At 58.7% G+C, this 21,683-nt stretch carries 21 protein-coding genes and 1 riboswitch; of the genes, 18 read left to right on the top strand and 3 right to left on the bottom strand.

Annotated elements, in window-relative coordinates:
• Positions 1-211 precede the first annotated feature (211 nt).
• From JT51_RS00410 to JT51_RS00390, 5 genes are all read left to right on the top strand, one after another.
• Entirely contained in the window at positions 212-1,159 is a 948-nt protein-coding gene (locus JT51_RS00410) for a LysR family transcriptional regulator (RefSeq protein WP_160175151.1), read from the top strand.
• Positions 1,160-1,252: 93 nt separating this feature from the next.
• A riboswitch (cobalamin riboswitch) is annotated at positions 1,253-1,451 on the top strand.
• Between the two features lie 101 nt (positions 1,452-1,552).
• The gene (locus JT51_RS00405; RefSeq protein ID WP_037306711.1) at positions 1,553-1,762 is read left to right on the top strand and encodes a hypothetical protein; all 210 of its coding nucleotides are present in this window, start codon (positions 1,553-1,555) and stop codon (positions 1,760-1,762) included.
• Positions 1,759-2,544, top strand: coding sequence for an ABC transporter ATP-binding protein (locus tag JT51_RS00400; protein ID WP_037306709.1), 786 nt, complete (start codon positions 1,759-1,761; stop codon positions 2,542-2,544). Before JT51_RS00405 ends, JT51_RS00400 begins: the two co-directional genes overlap by 4 nt.
• A gap of 17 nt (positions 2,545-2,561) precedes the next feature.
• Positions 2,562-3,509 carry an ABC transporter substrate-binding protein gene (locus JT51_RS00395; protein WP_037306707.1) on the top strand — a complete coding sequence of 316 codons (948 nt, stop codon included), beginning with the start codon at positions 2,562-2,564 and terminating at the stop codon, positions 3,507-3,509.
• 1 nt (position 3,510) lies between these two features.
• Entirely contained in the window at positions 3,511-4,524 is a 1,014-nt protein-coding gene (locus JT51_RS00390; protein WP_037306705.1) for a FecCD family ABC transporter permease, read from the top strand.
• A gap of 51 nt (positions 4,525-4,575) precedes the next feature.
• Here the strand turns inward: JT51_RS00390 and JT51_RS00385 are convergent, their stop codons facing one another.
• Positions 4,576-5,589 carry an alpha/beta fold hydrolase gene (locus JT51_RS00385; protein ID WP_160175150.1) on the bottom strand — a complete coding sequence of 338 codons (1,014 nt, stop codon included), beginning with the start codon at positions 5,587-5,589 and terminating at the stop codon, positions 4,576-4,578.
• A gap of 242 nt (positions 5,590-5,831) precedes the next feature.
• On the opposite strand from JT51_RS00385, the gene speB reads away from it, so the two are divergent.
• Positions 5,832-6,869 carry an agmatinase gene (speB, locus tag JT51_RS00380; protein ID WP_037309144.1) on the top strand — a complete coding sequence of 346 codons (1,038 nt, stop codon included), beginning with the start codon at positions 5,832-5,834 and terminating at the stop codon, positions 6,867-6,869.
• 21 nt (positions 6,870-6,890) lie between these two features.
• Here the strand turns inward: speB and JT51_RS00375 are convergent, their stop codons facing one another.
• Complete coding sequence (locus JT51_RS00375; RefSeq protein ID WP_037309140.1) at positions 6,891-7,520, bottom strand: TetR/AcrR family transcriptional regulator; 630 nt, start codon at positions 7,518-7,520, stop codon at positions 6,891-6,893.
• Positions 7,521-7,650: 130 nt separating this feature from the next.
• Between JT51_RS00375 and JT51_RS00370 the strand changes: the two genes are divergently transcribed.
• Genes JT51_RS00370 through JT51_RS00350 form a run of 5 tightly spaced genes read left to right on the top strand, consistent with a single transcriptional unit; the run spans position 7,651 to position 12,092 of the window.
• Positions 7,651-8,700: an extracellular solute-binding protein gene (locus tag JT51_RS00370; RefSeq protein ID WP_235216092.1), complete on the top strand. Its 1,050-nt coding sequence runs from the start codon at positions 7,651-7,653 to the stop codon at positions 8,698-8,700.
• A complete protein-coding gene (locus JT51_RS00365) occupies positions 8,697-9,548 on the top strand; it encodes an ABC transporter permease (RefSeq protein WP_037306701.1) in 852 nt (283 codons plus the stop codon). Before JT51_RS00370 ends, JT51_RS00365 begins: the two co-directional genes overlap by 4 nt.
• On the top strand, positions 9,545-10,318 hold the full coding sequence (locus JT51_RS00360; protein WP_037306699.1) for an ABC transporter permease: 774 nt from the start codon (positions 9,545-9,547) through the stop codon (positions 10,316-10,318). Before JT51_RS00365 ends, JT51_RS00360 begins: the two co-directional genes overlap by 4 nt.
• A complete protein-coding gene (locus tag JT51_RS22405) occupies positions 10,315-11,361 on the top strand; it encodes an ABC transporter ATP-binding protein (RefSeq protein ID WP_037306696.1) in 1,047 nt (348 codons plus the stop codon). The genes JT51_RS00360 and JT51_RS22405 overlap by 4 nt, the downstream gene beginning before the upstream one ends.
• Complete coding sequence (locus JT51_RS00350; protein ID WP_037306694.1) at positions 11,361-12,092, top strand: MBL fold metallo-hydrolase; 732 nt, start codon at positions 11,361-11,363, stop codon at positions 12,090-12,092. The genes JT51_RS22405 and JT51_RS00350 overlap by 1 nt, the downstream gene beginning before the upstream one ends.
• Positions 12,093-12,273: 181 nt before the next feature.
• On the opposite strand, the gene JT51_RS00345 is transcribed toward JT51_RS00350, so the two are convergent.
• On the bottom strand, positions 12,274-12,972 hold the full coding sequence (locus JT51_RS00345) for an ArsR/SmtB family transcription factor (protein WP_037306692.1): 699 nt from the start codon (positions 12,970-12,972) through the stop codon (positions 12,274-12,276).
• 194 nt (positions 12,973-13,166) lie between these two features.
• Here JT51_RS00345 and JT51_RS00340 point away from each other — a divergent pair, with 194 nt between their 5' ends.
• The 7 genes from JT51_RS00340 to JT51_RS00305 all read left to right on the top strand — a co-directional run bounded on the left by JT51_RS00340 (position 13,167) and on the right by JT51_RS00305 (position 21,648).
• On the top strand, positions 13,167-14,015 hold the full coding sequence (locus tag JT51_RS00340; protein ID WP_037306690.1) for a DMT family transporter: 849 nt from the start codon (positions 13,167-13,169) through the stop codon (positions 14,013-14,015).
• Positions 14,016-14,128: 113 nt separating this feature from the next.
• The gene (locus tag JT51_RS21110) at positions 14,129-14,881 is read left to right on the top strand and encodes a sugar phosphate isomerase/epimerase family protein (protein ID WP_081894567.1); all 753 of its coding nucleotides are present in this window, start codon (positions 14,129-14,131) and stop codon (positions 14,879-14,881) included.
• Positions 14,881-15,927 carry a LacI family transcriptional regulator gene (locus JT51_RS00325; RefSeq protein WP_037306685.1) on the top strand — a complete coding sequence of 349 codons (1,047 nt, stop codon included), beginning with the start codon at positions 14,881-14,883 and terminating at the stop codon, positions 15,925-15,927. The genes JT51_RS21110 and JT51_RS00325 overlap by 1 nt, the downstream gene beginning before the upstream one ends.
• 22 nt (positions 15,928-15,949) lie before the next feature.
• Complete coding sequence (locus JT51_RS00320) at positions 15,950-16,699, top strand: basic amino acid ABC transporter substrate-binding protein (RefSeq protein WP_037306683.1); 750 nt, start codon at positions 15,950-15,952, stop codon at positions 16,697-16,699.
• Positions 16,700-16,764: 65 nt separating this feature from the next.
• Positions 16,765-18,411 (top strand): amino acid ABC transporter permease, encoded by a 1,647-nt coding sequence (locus JT51_RS00315; protein WP_037306680.1) that lies wholly within the window; start codon positions 16,765-16,767, stop codon positions 18,409-18,411.
• Positions 18,408-20,381 carry a beta-galactosidase gene (locus JT51_RS00310; protein WP_037306678.1) on the top strand — a complete coding sequence of 658 codons (1,974 nt, stop codon included), beginning with the start codon at positions 18,408-18,410 and terminating at the stop codon, positions 20,379-20,381. Before JT51_RS00315 ends, JT51_RS00310 begins: the two co-directional genes overlap by 4 nt.
• A gap of 142 nt (positions 20,382-20,523) precedes the next feature.
• A complete protein-coding gene (locus tag JT51_RS00305) occupies positions 20,524-21,648 on the top strand; it encodes an extracellular solute-binding protein (RefSeq protein WP_037306676.1) in 1,125 nt (374 codons plus the stop codon).
• Positions 21,649-21,683: the final 35 nt, after the last annotated feature.

Genomic DNA, 21,683 nt, shown 5'->3' with positions numbered 1-21,683 from the left:
CCCTGAAAAACCGCAACGCATCAAATTTGATGCGCTGCGCATCATTTTGAGAAACACGGGTATTGAGGGTTACCATGTTGTTTTTACGTGAATCTTTTTTCCAATCACGCCAACACAACTAAAATTGAGTGGTATTACGAAATTCATATCAATAGATCGAAACTGCCAGCGGGGGCCTGGATTTACCCGCAAGGAAATGAGTTTTGTCGCGATGAAAATTGGCAATCAATCCGGGGCGGACGCGCCCACCGAACAGAACTGGGACCTGTACCGGTTCTTTCTGGCGGTTGCGCGCGCAGGTAGCATTGCCGGTGCTTCGACTGAGCTACGCGAAAGTCCGGCCACAGTCGGGCGCAAAATACGCGAGCTGGAAACCGCCCTGTCCGCAACCGTTTTCGACCGGGGCGTGTCCGGGGTCAAACTGACCAGTTGCGGATCCCAGATCCTGCCCCATGCGGAACAGCTTGAACGGGGCGTCATGACCATCAGTGACACGATATTCAACGACAACGGTCAGACCAAGGGGACGGTCAAGGTCACCGCACCCGGTGGGTTAGGGCAAATCCTGCTGGCCCCCCGCCTAAAAGAATTGCACGATCTATATCCGTTTGTGCGTGTGCAGCTGACATTGTCGACACGGCGGCTCAACCTGTTGAACCGCGAGGCGGATATTGCCGTCCGGATCGGCGCACCGGATCAGGAACGGCTGATCGGCAAGAAGCTGTGTCAGATCGGCTTTGGCATCTACGCCTCGCGCGAATATCTGCAAGAGCTGGCTCCGTTCCGAACAGTCGATGACCTCACAGGTCACAATATTATTGCTGCCACCGGATCACTGGCCCACACCAAGCAATCGGTCGAATTTGGTCGGATTTCCGATCGCTGTAATGTGGCGCTGGCAACCGACAATATTCACGCGCAAATGGAAGCCGTCAAAAGCGGACTAGGGCTGGCGGCATTTCCCCGGTATCTGGGCGATGCTCAGAACGACCTTGTCGAATTGCTGCCCGGTATCCTGCAAAGCAAGGATGATCTGTGGATACTCATGCACCCTGATCTGCGCGATATTGCCCGCATCCGGCTTGTCAGCGATTTCATTTCGGAAACTTGCAAGCACGCCTTGTTCCCGGACAAAGCCCCCGCGCGCGCCAACGCCTGAGAAGCGGCGCATGGGACGCCATGAGCGGCGGACCCATAGCAACAATTCGCGCATTGAAATGACCGGTTCGTATTGACAGTTAACGCGGCCTCGGGCACTCAGTCCGCAGATGGTTCCCGATGGTACGCCCAAGGGATGAAAAGGGAATACGGTGAGGTTCGCCAACTCCGTAACTGCCCCCGCAACTGTAAGCGGCAAGCGACGCCAAACACCCACTGACCCAACGGGTCGGGAAGGATGGCCAAGCATCGACCCGCAAGTCAGGAGACCTGCCATCAGATGTTCAACCAACCCGGGGCGGGGCGTCCTGGAAGGAGGCTTTGATGGCACGTTTGATACGTGTTTACACGACTGGCACCTTCGATCCGCGCTTGGCGAAAAGCGAGGCGGACAATGCCAGCTTCATCTGACCATTTTCTTCTGATCTGCGCGACCTGCAAGGGTGGCCAATCGGCAAGCGCCCTGCGTGACGCGCTGGCGGAATTTGCCGCGCAGTTTCAGCACAGCACGGATGGCTGGACCAACGCCACAGATCGGCCACGTGCGTTGCTGACAAAAACCCTGTCTCGGATGCCCCGGATCGCAAAGGAGAACCTGAAATGACGCGCATGCCGTTTCTGATAGCCAAGGATCTTGAGTATTTTGCGCTGAACGGTGACGTCCTGTTGCAGGATGTGTCCTTTGAATTGAATGAGGGTGCCATACTGGCGATTGCCGGTCCGAACGGGGCGGGCAAGACCACGCTGCTGAACCTGCTCTGCGGGGCCGAGGGTCTGGCGTTGGGTGATGTGCTGATCAAGGGGTGCAGCCTGAAGGACCTGTCGGCCAAGGCGCGCGCCCGGACGATTGCCGTGGTCAGCCAGCATGAAATGCCGGACGGACGTTTGACGCTGCGCGACTACGTCGCGTTGGGGCAGATTCCGATCCGCGCGGATCGTTCCGCCGGCGCACACGCCGATGAGCTGGCGCGCATTCTGGATATAACGGGTCTTGGGGCGCTGGCCGGTAAGCGGATGGTTCAGCTTTCAGGGGGTGAGCGTCAGCGGGCGCATATCGCCCGGGCGTTGGCGCAAAACCCGTCACTGCTGTTTCTGGACGAACCCACCAACCACCTGGACCCGGACGCCAAGGGGCGGATGCTGTCGCTGGTGGCTCAGCTTGGCATCACCGTGGTCATGATCGTCCACGATCTGGTGATGATCCCTGAATTTGCCACCCATGTCGCGCTGATGAAAAACACCCGCCTGACCGGGTTCGGCCCGGTGGCCGACGTGCTGACGCCTGAACGGGTGCGCGAAACTTTCGGCGTGGACTACCTGTGCTTTCACCACGAAGGCCGTGTCGTTCCGGCGCTGGATATCCGAAGAACCACTGTTTTTACCTAAACGAAGGAGCAGCCTAAATGAAACACATCTGGTCCGTGGCGCTGATGACAGCCATGGCAGGCGGCGCCGCCGCGCATGAGGTAACGGTCGATAACTGCGGCGAACCTCTGGTGTTTGAAACCCAGCCCGAGCGGCTGGTTGTCCACGATATGAACATGACCGATATGGCCTTTGCTCTGGGTCTGCAGGACAAGATCGTCGGTTTGACCGGCATCACCGGATGGTACAAGACCAGCCCCGAGTTCGACACGCTGCGCGGCGATATCCCCGAGCTTGCGCCAAAGTACCCGACGATTGAAAACCTTGTCGCGGTTGAGGCCGATCTGTTCTTTGCAGGCTGGTATTATGGCATGAAGCCCGGTGGCGATGTGACGCCTGACACGCTGGCACCGTTTGGGATCAAGACCATGATCCTGACGGAAAGCTGCGTACATCTGGACAAAAACCGCCCCGAAGCCAGCATGGACCTGCTGTTCAACGACGTACTGCGGCTGGGCAAGGTCATGCATGTCGAAGACAAGGCCGAAACGCTTGTCAGCGGTTGGCGGGAAGAACTGTCCGCGATTCAGGCGCAAACGGCGGATCTGCCAAAGCCCCGTGTCTTCCTGCTGGACGGCCCTGCGGATGCGCCCTTTACGGCGGGAAAATTCGCCATTCCTGACGCAATGATCGCGGCGGCGGGGGGTGAGAACGTCACCCATGACATGGACACAAGCTGGGGCCGAACGTCGTGGGAAACGGTTGCGGCGGCAAATCCGGAATTCCTTGTTTTGCTGGATTATCAAACCGGCAACGGCGCGGCGGATACGTTCAAATTCCTGCAGGAACATCCAGTTATGTCGCAAACGGATGCGGTGAAAAACGAACGCTGGATCGGTTTGCGCTATGAGGAACTGACACCAGGCCCCGCAAATATCGAGGCGATCTCGAAAATGGCGCAGGCCCTGCACCCGGGCCTGAACTGATATGGGCCGATTGGGCCTGACGCTTTTGCTGGGGGCGGTCGTTCTGGCCGCCCTTTTGCTGATCTCGACCATCTATGGCACCACATCCATTCCAGTGTCTGACACTGTGCGGGCGGTTCTGTTGGGCACCGGGTTGGCAGAGGGCGAAATGTCCGCCATGCATCGGATCGTCTTTGACCTGCGTCTGCCCCGCGCCTTGTTTGCTGCGGTTATCGGGGCGGGCCTGGGTATCGTTGGCGTGGTTCTGCAAACTACAACGCGCAATGATCTGGCCGATCCGTTTCTGTTTGGTCTGTCGTCAGGGGCTGCGGCAGGGGCGGTGTTTGTTATAACCGTAACCGGCGATGTTCTGGGTTTCTGGACGCTGCCGCTGGCGGCATTTTGCGGAGGGTTGGTGGCGTCGGGCATTGTGCTGGCGCTGGTTCACGGGCTGCGCACCAGCGCCCCGGAAAAGCTGATCCTTGCGGGGCTTGCGGTGTCTTTCCTGTTTTCGGCCATCACCAACTATCTGATCTTTGCAGGCGACAGCCGCGCGGCGCATTCGGTCATTTTCTGGATGCTGGGCGGATTGGGCTTGGCCCGGTGGGAGACCTTCCCGCTTGTCTGTGCCGGATTGCTGCTGATCCTCAGCTTTTCTTTGTATCGCAGCCGCTGGCTGGACGCGCTGCTGACCGGAGACCTGACCGCCGCCACCTTGGGCGTGCCGGTGCAGGGGTTGAGGTTTTCCATGTTCTTTGCGGCCGCGCTTGCGACGGCTGTGTTTGTGTCCGTCGCCGGTGTCATCGGCTTTGTCGGCCTGATGGTTCCGCATATCGCACGCGGGATTGCGGGGCCGCTGCACAGCCAGCTGTTGCCAACGGCTGCATTGGTGGGCGCGGCGCTGCTGACCGGATCGGACATCCTCAGCAGGTTGCTGTTGGCCCCGCAGGAGCTGCCGGTGGGGATTGTCACAACCTCGATCGGGTCGATCTTTGTGTTCTTGCTGTTGTTCAGAACGGTGAAAACCCAGAGGTAAAAGCCTTTGATCAAAGCATGAGCGGGGAAGGGTGCCATTGCCCTGCACAGTCTATGGCTTGGGAACCTCATTGTTGAGAAACGCCAGCAAATCCCGCGCGGATGGCGCGCTGGCCTCGATCTGCGGGATGTGCCCGACCCCGTCATAAATGATTAGCGTTGTGTTTTCGATAAGCCTGTCAAATTTGTGGGCGATCTCTACTGTGACAATCTCATCTTTTGCGCCGAACATCAAAAGCGTCGGCACCTGAATCTCTTGCAGTCGCGGCACATAGTTTTCGGGGCCGACCTCGGCGTAGCCATGGTATGACATCAGGGATTGGGCGTAACGGTTCCCCTCATGTCGCATCAGGTTGCTGTATCGTGCGACCATATCGTCAGTGACAAGGGTTGGGTCGCCAAACATGGATTTCAGCCCATCCTCGACCAAAGAAGGTGAGGCCAGTTTGCTTAGGACCATTTCGGAGAATGACAGGGTTCGCACATCCTTGTTCCTGCCATTCATCGAAAGTTCCATCACTTCGGCGGCGTATTCGTTGACGTCCCGCCACTCTTCCAAGATGGTGGCACCGCCAGAGCCGATCAGAACCAACCCGTCCAGCTGTTCCTGATTTTCAAGCGCATATCGCAGTGAGATTGACCCCCCGGCGGAATGTCCGACAAGGGTCATCTTGTCGATATTCAGGGCGGCAAAGAACTCTTGCAGCAGCACGACATTGCTTCCGACCGAGTAGAAATCGACCGGCATTCGCCCTGTCAGCCCATTCGCGGGCCTGTCCATGGTGATTATTCTGAAATCATCCTCCAGATAGGGAACCCATAACTCCCAATCGTGCAGCGACCCGAACTGCCCGTGAACCAGAGCGACAACAGGGCCATCCGGTTTTCCCTGATCGCGATAATGCACGACAGCGCCGCTGGGCAGTTCAATGAATTTCGATTTGTCGTTTATGTATTGGCTCAAATCTTCCTTCGACAAATCTGGCCCGTAAAACATCGCCGCAAGACCAGCGATGGCCAGCGACACCAAAATCATAAGGCCGAGGAAAATTCTTTTGTACGTCATCGGGTGATCCATGCTTCTGCGTGTCCAGCGCGACACCTTTCCGGGTTGTTCCATTTACCCGAATGGTTGGCAATGGCTGTGTGCTGACCAAAGACTGAATGCAACCACTGGGTAGAGGCACCGGGGTGGCAGGAAAACTGGGTGTGTCGGAAGGCAATGAATGGTGATTTTCGATTTGCTTTATGCCGTTTGCCACCCACATTTTGGACAATAGACTGCGCACAAACGATGGAACCCCGCCCATGTCTCAGACCAAGCTCGAACGTCTCCGCGCCCTGGCGGAAAAAACCGACCTCAATGATCGCGCCTTGCAGGCTTTTCTGGACAAAGGCGGTGCACAAGTTGGTGACGCGCACGAACATGTGGCACCCTATACCGGGATTTCAACGTTCCTGCGGGCACCGCTGCAGGATGGGTTCGACGGGCTTGATATCGCCTTGCTGGGTGTGCCCTTTGATCTGGCGGTGACCAACCGTCCGGGCACGCGCTTTGGCCCGGCGCAGGTGCGTGAGATGTCGGTGATGGCGGCCGGTCCCAAGCACCATGTCAGCGGCACCATCCCGGCGGCAATTACGGCCTTTGCTGATTGTGGCGATGTGCCGATCCCCAATACCTACAATCTGGATCTGGCAACGCACGATATCGAAGATTTCTATCACACGGTGATCGACAGCGGTGTTGTTCCCCTTTCGGTCGGCGGTGACCATTCGATAAGCTATCCCATTCTCAAGGCTGTCGGACGCGATGCGCCTGTCGGGATGATCCACATCGACGCCCATGCCGATACGGGCGGGCCGTTCAATGGCTCGCGCTTTCATCACGGGGGGCCTTTTCGCAATGCGGCACTTGCCGGTGTTCTCGATCCTGAACGCGTTGTGCAGATCGGCATTCGGGGCCGGACCGAACCGCATTGGGATTTTTCCTACGACAGCGGGATGCGCGTCATTCATATCGAAGAATATTACGAGATGGGGTTCGACGCGGTGCTGGCCGAGGCGCGCCGCATCGTCGGGGATGGGCCAACCTATGTCAGTTTCGATGTGGACAGCATCGACCCGGCCTTCACCCCGGGCACCGGAACGCCCGAAACCGGCGGCTTTTCCCCGCGCGAGGTTCAGGCATTGATCCGGGGGCTTGATGGGTTGAATCTGGTCGGGGCAGATGTGGTCGAAGTCTCGCCGCCCTATGATCAGAGCGGTAATACCGCCTTGGTCGCCGCCACGATGTTGTGGGAACTGCTGTGTGTGCTGTCGGTCTCGGTCGCCGAACGCAAGCGGTGAGGGCGTTTCAATCAGTTGATTTCACTGGGTTCCAACGTCGGCCTCGATCTGCGTGGCCAGTGGTTCGATCTGTGACGCGATCAGGGCATGTAGATCGTGCAACGTCATGTCATCCACTTTTACAAACCCGATGAACGCCTGATTTATGGCGCTGAAAATCAACTGGCCAAGACTTCCGACATCCAGATCAGGATCAATATCTCCGCGATGTTGCAAAACCCGGATCAGATCGGTCACCTGTTTCGCCAGTTGACGGTCAAGTTCGGCATAGCGTTGCCCACTTGGGCAAAGCGGGTTTTCGATGGAATGCGCGATTGCCAGGCGCCACATCTCTTTCGAGAGATACTTCAGAGAGCTGTCATAGTACTGATAGATCAACGCCAGAAGGGCCGCGCCGACACGTTCGGGCGGGTGCTCAAGAATACGTGCGCCTGCGGCGATAACCTCCTGATCCTCCATCGCAACGGTCGCGATGAGGATGTCGCCCTTGGTCTGATAATAGTTGTAGATCGTGCCAACCGAAACTTCTGCCGCCTCGGCAATGTCTTCGATTTTCGCCGCCCGGTAACCGCTTTTGCGGAACTGCGTCGACGCGGCCTCAAGTATGCGCCGTTCACGTGCCGCTTTTTGCCGTTCTCGCAGGCCAGCCATCGTGATCCCTGTTTCCTTTTTTGGCGTGTCGTAAAAATTATTGTTGACTATAAACATGAACCTGTTCAACTTTTTTTTCAGAAACCCGGGAAAAATCGGGCGAAGTATCCAACAGGAGATGAAGCAAATGATGACCGGAAGGAATTTGATCAGCGTTGCGGTGCTTGCCGCCTCGGGTGGGGCGGCATTGGCCGAAGGTGAACTGAATGCGCTGGTCTGGTGCGATCACACCGACCCGGCCCTGATTGAGCCGTTCGAAGCCGCCCATGACGTCAAGGTCAATCTGCGCGAATACGAAGGCACCGGCGCGGCGTTGGCGCTGCTGGAACAATCGCGACCCGGCGATTGGGATGTGCTTGTGGTCGACGGCATCGACGTGTTCCGCGCGGTCGAGGCAGGTGTTCTTGCGCCCTTGCCCGAAGGGGCGGCCCCCACCGGTGATTTCTTTCCCCAGGTCGTCATGGCCGAAAACAACACGGTGGACGGCGTGACCTATGCCGTCACCGAAAAGTTCGGCTACAACACCATCTCATACAATGCCGACAAAGTTGATCCGGCGGATATGGAGGATCTGACCTCGGTCTGGGCCGACAAATACAAAGGCCGGATTTCCATCTATGACTATTACCTGCCGGTGATGGGGCTGGCGGCGATGTCGGAAGGCATCGACACCGCCGCGATCGGCGAAGGTGATCTGGAACAGATCGGTGGGGTTCTGTCGACCATGCGTGCAAACGCCGCCTCGGTAGCGGGTGTTGTTGCCGCGCAGACCGCGCTGGCAACCGGCGAGGTCGATATCGTCGTTGGCGGGGGCGAGTGGCTGACGGCGGTGCTGGCCTCGGAACAGCCTGAGCTGACCTGGACCATCCCGAAACAGGGCGCGGTTCGCTGGGCGCAGTCCATTGGCGTTGTGGAAGGGGCAAACAACCCCGATCTGGCGGCGGAATTCATCAAGTATATCACCGGCCCCGAAGGTCAGGCGCGGCTTGCCACTTCGTCGTGTTTCTGGGGGATGCCCGCAAATGCTAAGGCCGGTGATGTTCTGACCGACGCGCAAAAGGACATTCTGCGCTGGGACCAGCAGCCCGATTATCTGGCGCTATCACAGCTGTACCCGGCACCGGACGCCGATCTTGATATCGAAATGCAGGATCTTTGGCTCGATACCTTGCAGCAATGAGCCGCATTCAGTCGCGCTTTCAGGGCTGGGGTCTTGTCGCCCCGGCGCTGTTGTGGACGACGGCCTTTTTCGTCGTCCCCTTTGTCGTGATGGCGGCGATGAGCTTTGCCTCGCTTGAGGGGCGGACACTGGTCTGGGGTTTTTCCTTCGAGAATTACGCCAGATTGCTGGAAAAAGCCTATCTTTGGCGCGCAATCATCGTGTCGCTTGAGATTACGCTGACGGTCACGGCGGTTTCTGTGCTGCTGGCGTACCCGCTGGCGTGGATCATCGCTTTCAGGGTGCCGCAACGCTGGCAGAGGCTGGCGCTGCTGCTGGCGATCCTGCCGTTCTGGACGTCATATGTGGTACGGTCTTACGCGTGGCTGCTGGTGCTGGCGCGCGAAGGTGTCGTCAACCAGACGATGCTGGCGCTGGGGCTGATCTCGGACCCGATCACATTGGCCAACACCCGGTTCGCCACGATCACCGGTTTCGTGCATTTCTTCGTCATGCTGCTGACGCTGACGATCTATGCCAATCTTATCCAGCTGCCGCCGAACTACCGCAGGGCGGCGATGGATCTGGGCGCCAACGCCTTTCAGACCTTTCGCCATGTGATCCTGCCGCTGACCTTGCCGGGCATCGTGACGGGCGCTTTTCTGACCTTTGTCCTGTGCATCGGTGATTATGTGACGCCGCAAATTCTGGGCGGAAACACCGAGCTGACCGTGCCGCAGGTGATAATGGTGCAACTGGGCAGGCGAGCCGATTTCCCGCTGGCATCGGCGCTGGCCATTGTGCTGATGGGAATTGTCGCGCTGGCCTATCTGACATCGTCGCGCTGGCTCAGGCTGGACCGGATATGATGCGGTTTCTGCCCTGGGCCTATCTGCTCGTCGCCTTTGTCTTCATCTACCTGCCGGTCGGCGTGCTGGTGCTGTTTTCGTTTCAAAGCGGCGGTCTGCCGGTTCCGCCGTTCAACGGCCCTTCGCTGCGGTGGTATGAGACTATTCTGAGCGATCCCGATCTGATGGGTGCGCTGCGCAATTCGCTGATCGTCGCGCTGGGATCATCGGCGGTGGCGGTGACCTTGGGGTTTCTGGCCGCCTACGGACTGGCCCGACACATTCTGCCGGGATCTGCCCTGATGCGGGGATTGCTGATCGCGCCTCTGACCGTCAGCTATCTGATTGTCGGTCTGGGCCTGTTGATCGTGCTGACGCGGACCGGTCTGGGTCTGTCCCTGTGGACAGCCGCCATCGGTCATGTGGTCATCAACCTGCCACTGGCCTTTGCCATCATCTATGCCTCGATGGGCGCACAGCAGCAAAACGCCGAACGCGCCGCCCGCGATCTGGGTGCGTCCGAGATGAAGGTGATCGTGCTGATCACCGTGCCGATGCTGCTGCCGTCGATCGCGGCGGCGTTCTTTCTGTCGGTCACGCTCAGCTGGGATGAATTCATCATCTCGTTCCTGCTGACCCGTTTCGATGTCACCCTGCCGGTTGAAATCTGGTCGCTGTTGCGATCCGGGCTGTCGCCGCAGCTTAACGCTATCGGCAGCTTTGTCTTCCTGATCTCAGTCGCAGTTGTGTTGCTGCTTGAACTTGTCGTTTTCCGAAGGACCCGCCCATGACCGCTTCTGTCACCCTGACAGGTTTGAACCACTGGTACGGCACGTTTCAGGTGCTCAAGGATATCGAACTGCAGATCGAGGCCGGGGAATATGTGACCTTGCTGGGGCCGTCGGGCTGCGGCAAGACCACCTTGCTATCGGTGCTGGGCGGGTTTGTGCAACCCACCGAAGGCCGGGTTCTGATCGGTGACACCGACGCGACCCACGTGCCTGCGGTCAAACGGCCCACAACAACGGTGTTTCAGGATTACGCCCTGTTTCCCCATATGAGCCTGCGCGACAATGTGGGCTTTGGGCTGCGAATGGCCGGGATGGGCCGCAAGGATCGCCACGCACGGGCCGAGGCGATGCTGGATCTGGTCGGTCTCAGGGATGCAGCGTCCAAACGTCCCCATGCCCTTTCGGGCGGGCAACGGCAACGCGTCGCCCTGGCGCGTGCACTGGCGGTGGAACCGGATGTGCTGCTGCTGGATGAACCGCTGGGCGCGCTGGATCTGAAACTGCGCCGATTTATGCAGGATGAGCTGAAGACCATCCAGAAACAGGTCGGCACCACTTTTGTCCATGTCACCCATGATCAGGAAGAGGCGATGGCCATCGCCGACCGCATCGTGGTGATGAACGCAGGCCGGATCGAGGATCAAGGCCCCCCTGACCGCGTGTACCGGGAACCCGCCAGCCAGTTTACAGCGGATTTCATGGGTGAAAACAACCACATCCCCGGCAACCGCATCAGCACCGGGATCGAAACCCCCTTTGGCGTGTTGCCGGGTGATCCGGCGATCACTGCGGGGGCGGCCATCTGCGTGCGCCCCGAGGATATCCGCGCCGACACGCGGGGCAGTTTTCAGATCGGCAACGCCCAATTGCGCGACGTGGCCTTTTTCGGCACCTATTGCCGGGCCCATCTGGTGCCCGAGCAAGCGCCCGACATCGTGCTGACCGCCTATCTGGACGCGGGCCGCGCCTGGGCGGCGGGGGAAACTGTCGCTCTGTCGGCGGAGGTTGAGGATTTTCGGATATTTGACGCGGAGCAGAAGTGATGGAACGGGTTGCTGCAAAAGACTGGTATCGCACCACGAAACTGGATGATAACGTCACCCTGATTGACGAGCCCTTCATCACGCCGTTTTACCGCTGCAACATGTGGCATGTGCGCGGGCGGGACCGCGACATGCTGGTCGACAGTGGGATGGGTGTTGTGTCCCTGCGCGAATGGGTGCCGTTGGTGACTGAACGGGGGCTGACGGCAGTGGCCAGCCACACACATTTCGATCACATCGGCTGCCATCACGAGTTTGACGATCGCGCCGTGCACCGTGCCGAGGCCGACATTCTGGCCGACCCGACCCGCGCGGCGACACTGGCGGACCCCTATGTGACGGATGAGATCTTCGATGGCCTGCCGCCCGCGCCCTATCAATCGCAAACCTACGCGGTGAAAGGGGCCGGGGCGACCCGACTGCTGGAGGACGGTGATGCCATAGACCTTGGCGACCGGCATTTCGAGGTCATCCACACGCCGGGCCACTCACCGGGCGGGATTGCGTTGTGGGAGGCGGCCTCGGGCCTGCTGTTTTCGGGCGATATCGTCTATGACGGAGAGCTGATCGAAGACACCTATCACTCAAACGCCGAGGATTATTACCGTTCGATGGTGCGCCTGTATGATCTACCCGTCCGCATGGTGCATGGCGGGCACTTCCCAAGCTATGACCGCGCCCGTCACCGGGAAATCATTGGCGCATGGCTTCGGCAACGCGAACGGACATGATCGGCCCTGTCCTGGGTGACTTTCTCTGCAACGCTTTTGCTGGCCAGTGTTTTCCGAAAGTCGCCCTTTTCAGCGCGTTGACTGACTAAAATCGTCCAGTCAGAAAGCTGCGGCCATTGGGGGTTCCGGCGCGGTGCGCTGGGGGCTTCGGTCACAATGCCCAAACCCGCCGCTAACTTGGTTACTTGACCTGATTGAAGGTTATGCCCAGATGGGTTTTCATTTCCCGTTGCCCGACCGGCGTCACGATCAAAACCCGGCGCGTTGTGGTGCGGGTGATCCAACCCCTGTCAAAGGCCAGATTGGCCAAAGCCGCTCCAACCGCACCGGAGAGATGATGGCGACGCTCGCTCCAATCCAGGCACTGCCGCGCAAACACGCGCTTTGACCTTCTGAGGTCACCGGTGTTGATGCCCAGAGTGTCAAACAGGGCCTCACCCTTTGGGGTCACCTCATAATCCGTGTCCAGGGCGATCAATGCGCCCTTTTTCACCAGCGCGTCAGCCATCGACACGCCCAGATGCCCGGCGATGTGATCATAACACATGCGCGCATCCTGAATTGGGATGCGCGGTTTTCGGCACGACTGCGCCGCAGGATCAATATTCGCCGTTTGCACGGCCAACTGCTCAAGCGCATTTGCGATTTCCGCAGACGCAAGGCGGTAATAATTGTGTCGCCCGCTTTTTTCGCGTGTGACCAATCCGCCGGTCAGTAACAGGCTAAGATGTTCGCTTGCTGTCGCGGCTGACACCCCGCCAACGGCGGCAAGTTCAGTGGCTGTCAGTGCCCGTCCGTCAAACAGCTCTGTCAGCATCAAGGCACGCGCCGGAGAGCCGATCAGCGCCCCCACCCGCGACATCGGAGGTTCATTGTGCATACTTCGGAAATATCCGAAGCATGTCGTGCAGGTCAACTGCTAAACCCCCGAGGAACACGTAAGGGATACCGGATGACCAATCTGACGGGCACTTTTTTGGGCACTACAGCTCTGGAACCAGATCGGGCGCGAGCCTTTCGACCCGACGCGCAGGCATTCCAATTTTGGTCAATGGGTGGCCGGGGGCAAATGGGATGATCGTACGCGCAATGCAAACCCAATACGGTTTGGGCGTCGTCCTTGTGATTGTTTCGGCTGTTACATTCAGCACCGCAGGGTTGTTTTCCAAAGGCGTAGAAGCCGCGCCCTGGGGCATCATTTTTTGGCGTGGCGTGTTTTCGGCTGCATTCACGACCGTATGGATTTGGCATCGTGGCCAAGTTTGGGACAATTTTCCAAATATGGGGATCAGCGGTCTTGCTGTGGCCGTCGTGGGCGCGTTGGGAACGGCCGCCTTCATTGCCGCCTTCAAACTGACCACGATAGCCAATGTATCGCTGATTTATGCGGTGGCCCCGCTGTTGGCGACCGTGCTGGCATGGGTCTGGATTGGCGAAAAGTCATCGAAATTGGTCGTGGCTGGCTCTGGTCTGGCGCTTGTCGGGGTGGCTGTCATCGTCTCGGGATCACTGGGGCAGATAAACCTGCGTGGTGATATTCTGGCGCTTGGCATGGCGGCTGCCATGGCAGTGCTGATGGTCATCTATCGTAAATACCCATCGACACCCGGCGCCGGACCGGCGGCGTTGTCGTCGCTGCTACTGGTGCCAGTGGCGCTTGTGCTTGGCGATCCCTTTGCCATTCCGTTGGACGAAATCCTTATTCTCAGCGGCTTTGGCCTTGTCTTCGCCGTCGCCTCGGTGACCCTTGTCGAAGGTGCGAAACGTGTTCCTTCGGGCCAAACCGCGCTTCTCAGCACGCTGGAAGTTCCTTTGGCGCCGGTTTTGGCGTTTCTGGTTCTTTCGGAAATCCCCCATGCCCAGACCATTGCCGGAGGCACGTTGGTCCTGATCGCGGTGTTGTTGGCAGCAAAAGAGCAATAGCGGTCGGACCTGCTGACCCACAGGTTCATCGCCTTGGGTCCGCTACGCTTGACAAGATGGGGGGTGCTGTTTCACCCTGATTGAAACGTTTCAATGATCGGTGAAACCGGAAAATGCGGATATCAGCTCAGCTTTACACCGTCAGGCAAGTTGGGGATTTGGCGGCCCAGCTTGATCTGGTGGGTGCCTGCGGGTTCGCGGATATCGAGACGATCGGATTTCACGGGCTGTCCCCAAATGACATGGCGCGGCAGATCAGACGGTCCGGTTTGAAAGCCCGCTCGGCGCATTTCGACTGGCCCGAGTTTGAAACGCGGTTTTTCGATATTCTGGACCTTCTCGATCAATTGGAATGCCAGATGGCTGTCATGCCTTGGCTGACGCCAGAGGCAAGGCCGGACACCGCCGAGGGATGGATGGCGGTGTCCGGTCAATTGGCGCGTTGGGCTGAAGGATTGGCGGCTTATGACGTGCGGTTGGCCTATCACAATCATGATTTTGATCTGGCGGGTCGCCCCGGCCAGACCCCATTGGACCTGATCCTGTCCCACGATCATTTGCACTGGCAGCCTGACATCGGGTGGCTGGCTGTATCGCAGCCCGATCCGGCGGTTCTGCTGCAGCGATACGCGGATCGGATCGTTTCCGTTCATGCCAAAGACGCGGACCCATCCGCAGGGCAGGGAGATGCACGGTGGCGCGCAGTAGGGCGGGGTGTGGTGGATTGGGCCGTGGTTCTGCAAATTCTGGCCAACAGCCCCTGCGCCGATCTGTTTGTCGAACATGACGAAACCCGGACGCCGTCTGATACCTTGCGGGCAGGGCGCGAATTTCTTCTGGATAGCTGTCTGGCAGGGGTTGGGTAATGGCGCGGGCCACCATCAAATCAATCGCCAAGGAAACCGGTTACTCTGTCGGGACAGTTTCAAACGCGTTGCGCGGCGCGAATTCGGTCAAGGAAGAGACGCGCAAGGATATTCAGGCCGCCGCCACACGGCTGGGGTATCGCGTGAACATGGATGGGCTGAAGCTGCGCACCAACAAATCCTATCGCATCGCCGTTCTGGTCAGCGTCTCACGCGAGGCGGGGGATGAGTGGGAGGGCGTGGAATTCACCCGCATCCTTGCCGGGATTTCGGGGGCGTTGCAGGGCTCCAGATATGACCTGAGTGTGTTTCACGTCACCGATATTCAGGATGCGATGATTGTTTTGGCCCGGATCGTTCAGGATGGGCTGGCGGATGGCGTTATCTTTTCGGGCACATTGCACGACGATCCGCGTATCGCGTTTTTGCAGCGCAATGGTTTTCCCTTTGTCACCCTGGGTATGAGCGACAGCAAGACGCCCCACGCGTTTGTTGACTTCGACAGTCAGGCTGCCGCGTTTGACGCGACCGCGCGGTTGCTTGGGCTGGGTCACCGGCGCATCGCTTTGGTGAACCCGCCTGCTGATCTGGTTTATGCGACCCAACGCCAGGATGGTTACGCCCAGGCGCTGTTGGCGGCCAAACTGTCACCGGATTCTGACCTGATCTTTAACGGGCCAACGACTGCCCGCACCGGGCAACGGTCGTTTACAGCGTTGATGCAACTACCGGACCGTCCCACCGCATGTATCTGCGCTAACGAAGCATTGACCTTGGGGGTCCTGTCTGCGGCCCACGCGGCAGGCGCTCAGATTGGCCGCGACATGGTCGTGATTTCGACCGATGATTTACAGTTAAGCCGATACTTCGTACCGCCGCCCAGCACGTATTACGTCCCGATCGAGGAAACCAGCCGATTGCTGGGCGAGTTCATGTTGAAAGTTCTGGACGGGGACGATCCGTCCGAGACCCAGAAAAAGATCAGGGCCACCCTCAACGAGCGGCAACCTGACACCCCGGCGCTGAAAACGGCGCTTATGACCTGAACCGACAGAGGAGTAACCGGAGATGTTCAAAAAGCTATTTGCCGCTGCGGCGCTGACTGCGATGACCGTACCCGCAGTATTTGCCGCCGATCTGGAAGGGCGCGTCCTGAAGATCGGGACCGATGCCACCTATCCGCCGATGGAAACCGTCGACGAGGCAACCGGCGAAATCGTTGGCTTTGATGTGGATGTGATGAATGCGATCTGTGAAAAGGTCAATTGCGTCCCCAACTTCGTCAATACCGCGTGGGACGGTATCTTTGCTGCACTTCAGCAGGGCGAATTCGATCTTGTGATCTCGGGCGTGTCGATCACCGACGAACGTGAAGAGACCATGGATTTTTCCGAGCCGTATATAGTGGTCAGCCAGGCCATCCTGCTGCAGGTCGACAATGCGGATATGACGCTGGAGGACTTCAAGGCCGGAGGACAGAAACTGGCGGCGCAGACGGGCACCACCAATGCGCAGCTGGCCGAAAGTCTGGTCGGGCGCGAGAATGTCAGCCTGTATGACAATTTCTCGGCCGCGATTCTGGCGCTGCAAAATGCGGATGTTCAGGGGGTGATCATCGACGGCACCTCGGCCGCTGCATATGAACAAGAGTTCGCGGGTGAGCTGACGGTGGGCATCACCGGCCTGCAATCCGATCCGCTGGGCATCGTGTTCCAAGAGGGTGACGCAACCGTTGACGCCATCAACGAAGGGCTGGCGGCGATCAAGGAAGATGGCACGCTGGACGGGTTGGTCGGCAAATACTGGAGCACGAACTGATCCTTCAAAGCAACCTATGACCCGGTGGCATCCCCCATTGGGTCACAGCCCAGCCCCGAGGTCCCATGGCGCGTCTCAGTTCGATCCGGCCCAGCAATCTTGTTTTGCTCGCCGCTGCTCCGTTCATCATCTACCTGTTTGCAACGTCATCAAAATATCTGCGCTCGTTGATCGCGATATTGGGGATCGGCAACAATGCGCGACTGATTTTTATCGGCTTTGTGCTGATATTGGTCGTGGCTTGTCTGGGATATCTATGTGCCCGTAACGCCCGGTTTCAGACGGGCGCACCGGGGTGGTTGCGCATGTCTGCACGGGTTGCGTTTCCAGCAGCGCTGATGTTGGCAGGCTTGGGGTTTGTGGCACCGCACACACTTATGCCGTTTGCCGAGTCTGTGTTTTTCCATTCTCTCAGCGAAAACACTTCGGCCCTGATTGACCGGTCGGCACAGACCTGGGTTCTGATCCCCGAAGCGGTTGGACAGGTGCAAACCGGGATGCAGGTATTGCTGACGGTTTACGCGGCGCTTATCGGAGGCATTCTGATCGCAACCCGCCTGCCGAACCGGTTGCGCGGTTACGTTCAGCTTGGGTTCGAATTCCTGACAGGGGCCGTTTTGTTTTATCTGCTGTTCATGGCGCATTGGCAGTTTGCAACGGGCGTGGCCATCACCTTTCGGGCCGCCATTTTCGCCTATATCTTCGCGGCCATATTGGGACTGATCTGGGTCGGCTTGCAGTCCTTTAAACCACGGGCGCACACAACGGTTGTCTACGGGTGCATCAGCCTTGCACTGCTGGCTGGTTCCGCGTTTTTCTTCATGCAGCCACAGGTCAGCTTTGTTCTGGTCGGCAGCACCGAGGCCCGCATCGCCATTGTGCGCGGCACACCGCAGGCGCAGGCCGACATCATCCGGTTTGGTGAATTCGAAGGCGGAGAAGACCGGCAGTACAAAATCCGCAGCGCCAAGGATGCCGCCAGCGCGCTTGACCAGATTGAAACGGTCGCATCCGTATCCGGCGCATTTGTTCCGGTTCAGGCACATACTCAGGGCTATCCGGTGATCTGGCAGGCCAGCTTTTTGCCCGATACCTACCGCAATCCCGCGCTGACGTTTGCGGTGTTGGGGTTTTTGCTGCTGACGCTGACAGTGGGTGGCGCGCAGCATAAGCTGCACCCTCTGGCCGTCGGGGCCGAGTTCTTTGTGGACACAATCCGGGGCATTCCGATGCTGGTGATCATCCTTTATATCGGTCTGCCGCTGGCGGGTGCGGTCAAGGATGCCACCGGCGGCGGCATCGACATGACCAATATGACCCGTGGGATCATCGCCATTTCGGTCGGCTATTCCGCCTATATGGCCGAGATTTTTCGATCCGGCATCGAAGCAATCCCAAGAGGCCAGGTCGAGGCGGGCGGTTCACTTGGCCTGTCGCGCTGGCAGACCGCGCGCCTGATCGTTCTGCCGCAGGCGCTGCGCATTGTTACGCCCCCCTTGGGCAATGAATTTATCGCGATGATCAAGGACACCTCGTTGCTGTCGATCCTGTCGGTGCGCGACATGACCCAGCGAATGCGCGAATTTCAAGCCGCAAGTTTCCTGCCGTTTGCGCCGTTCAACACGGCGGCAATCCTGTATGTCGTGATCACGCTGGGCTGTGCCAGCTTCCTCAAATGGATCGAACGGCGCACCGCGCGGGAGGACAGATGAGCAGGCTGGAGCTAGGAGTTTGCTACTACCCCGAGCAATGGGATGCCGCGCAATGGCGCGATGATGCGGCGCGCATGGTCGATATGGGCCTCGACTGGGTGCGAATTGCGGAATTCACCTGGGGTTTGATCGAACCTGCACGGGGGCAGTTCGATTGGGGTTGGCTGGATCAGGTCGTCGACATTCTGGGGCAGGCGGGTCTGCGCGTGATGATGTCCACGCCCACCGCTGCGCCGCCCAAGTGGTTGATCGACGAATACCCCGAAATCCTGCCGGTAGGACCGGATGGGCAGGTGCGCGGGTTCGGGTCCCGGCGACATTATTGCTTTTCCAGTGACGTCTACTTGGACGAGGCGCGCCGGATCGCGACCGAATACGCGCGGCGCTATGGTCAGAACCCCCATGTGTGTGCCTGGCAGATCGACAATGAATACAATGATCATGACACGGTGCTCAGCTATTCCGATGCGGCGCGGCAGGGGTTTCGCCGCTGGTTGGCGGATCGCTATGGTACGATTGATGAACTGAACCGGATCTGGGGCACGGTGTTCTGGGGGTCGATCTATACCTCATTCGATCAGATCGAACTGCCCAACAATCTGGTGGCCAGCCCCAACCCGACGCAAGCGCTGGATTTCGCGCGTTACTCATCAGACAGGGTGCGGCTGTTCAACCGGGCGCAGGTGGATATCCTGCGCGCCTTGTCACCCGGTCGGGACATCACCCATAACTTCATGGCGGGCAGTTTCGAATTCGATCACCACGCTGTTGCCGCCGATCTGGATATCGTCGGGTTTGACAGCTATCCGTTGGGCAACCTGCTGGGGTCGGCGTTGTCCGAAAAAGACAAACGACGGTACCTGCGCACCGGCGCACCGGATTATCAGGGCTTTCACTGCGATCTGTACCGCAGTCAGGGCAAGGGGCGAATGTGGGTGCTGGAACAGCAACCGGGGCCGGTGGACTGGGCCGAAAAGAACCCCTCGCCTTTGGATGGAATGGTCAGATTGTGGACTTGGGCCGCCTATGCGCACGGCGCGCAAGCGGTGATGTTTTTTCGCTGGCGTCAGGCCGCGTTCGCGCAAGAACAGTTCCACACCGCCCTGTTGCGCTCTGACGGCAGCCTGGATCAAGCGGCCCTGGAGCTGGCGCAGGTCGCGTTGGAACGCGAAGCTCTGCCCTCGGTAATTCGCACCCGGGCGCAAGTGGCCATGATGCTGGATTATGAATCCCTTTGGGCCGCCGATATCCTGCCGCATGACGACGCGTTCCCCAACGCTCAGATATTGCGCGGCTGGTATACGGGGCTGCGGTCACTTGGGATTGATCTGGATTTTGTGGGGCCGGATGATGACCTGTCCGGTTACGCTTTGATTGTTTTGCCGCAATGCATGATTGCCTTAGCTGCGTTGGCGGCAAAGCTGCAGGACAGCGGAGCCAAGCTGCTGATCGGCGCGCGCGCAGGCAGCAAGACCGCAGACATGCACACCCCGCCAAACCTTGCGCCGGGCGAATTGGCCAGTCTGGCGGGGGTGCGGGTAACACGGGTTGAATCGTTGCCCGAGTTAGCTGGGGAATCGGTGCGTCTTGGGGATGGAAAGACGCATTCCTTCACCGGCTGGCGCGAAGTTATCGAAACAGACAATGCGGTGACAGGCCGGTTTGTCAGCGTATATCGCGATGGAAGCCCGGCAATCGTGCGATCAGAACGGGCAACTTATCTGGCCATGGTTCCACGGGATGCCCTGTTGCGGGATATACTGGTCGAGGCGCTGGAATGGGCCGGGATACGCGTTACCGATTGCGGCCCTGATCTGCGGATTACGCGGCGTGGCGGGTTGGGATTCGCCTTTAACTTTGGCGATATCGCGCAGGCCGTGCCGAATGGCGGCGGCCAAAACTATCTTGTTGGTACTTCAGAAATCCCCCCCTATGGTATCGCTATCTGGCGTGAAAAAGCCGCACATTGATGCGGCAATTAACCAGACGTGGCTGCAAACTGGACCTATGAAAACCGCCAACTGTCACTTTTGGACTGACAGCTCTGGCGCAAAGTTCTAGCCTGCAAGTGCATAACAATAAAAACACAGTTCAATAATGGGAGAAACTACAATGGCCGAACGGAAAACTCTTTCCAGGCGCTCTGTCCTGAAAAGTGCGGGTGCTGCCGCGCTGGCAGCACCACTTTACAGCAAAAGCGCGCTGGCATCCTCGGGTGAGATCAACATTCTGATGTGGTCGGACTACCTGCCGCCCGCGTTCCTGCAAGAGTTCGAAACTCTGACCGGGATCAAGGTGAACTATACCGGTATCGGGTCGAACGAAGAAATCATCAACAAGATGAAGGCCACCAAAGGCCAGGGCTTTGACATCGTCTCGCCTACCAACAACCGCTCGCTTCAGTGGGAGCCGCTGGAACTGCTGCAGCCGTTCGACATGAACAAGGTGCCGATTGATCTGGTGAACCCGGCAATGGCCGCGATTGGCACAGATGCGTGGGACTTTGCAGACAGTGGCGTACATTGGCTGCCGCATATCTGGGGTACCGAAGGCATTGCCTATCGCACGGATCTGTGGCTGCCCGAGGGCGACGCGCCATCTTATGGCGACGTCTGGTCCGAGGAAAACGCGGGCAAGACCATGGGCCGCGCGCATTCGATGATGCTGGGTGCTGGGCTTTACATGGAAGCCTCAGGCGAAATGGAGCCGGGTTCGGTCTGGGCCGCGTATGGCGACGAAGATACCATGCGTAAAGTCTGGGGTCAGATCGCCGATTGGTGCATCGAACGCAAAAACCGGATCAAGCTGATCTGGAACGACGCGGACACCCAGAAAAACGGCCTGCTGAACGAGGGCGTGGTCGTTGGCCAAACCTGGGATGGACCGCCACTTGCGCTGAAATCCGCGGGTGAGCCGGTGCATTACCAAGCCCCGGTCGAAGGCGCGATGGCCTGGGTTGACGGTATGTCGATGCCAACAGGTGCTGCTAATATCGACCAGGTCTATGCCTTTATCGACTTTGCCTATCAGGCCAAGCCTGCGGGCATTGCGATTGACAGCCACGGCTACAACTCTCCGGTTCTGGGGGCCGACCAGTATTCTGGCGACACCTACAAAAAGAACTTTGCCGAGGCCTATCCCGGTGACTCGCTGGCCAATCTGAATCCATGGCCCGCCGAAGCGCCATGGTACGCGGAAACCCGGACCGAGTTCGTCAACAAGTTCAAAAGCGCCTGATCGCTTGTAATCTATGCCCTCCGCCATCGCGCGGG

Source organism: Ruegeria halocynthiae (genome assembly GCF_000743705.1).
Lineage (GTDB): Bacteria > Pseudomonadota > Alphaproteobacteria > Rhodobacterales > Rhodobacteraceae > Ruegeria > Ruegeria halocynthiae_B.
The sequence above is the reverse complement of the archived record's forward strand: the minus strand, read 5'-3'. Positions and strand labels throughout refer to the sequence as shown.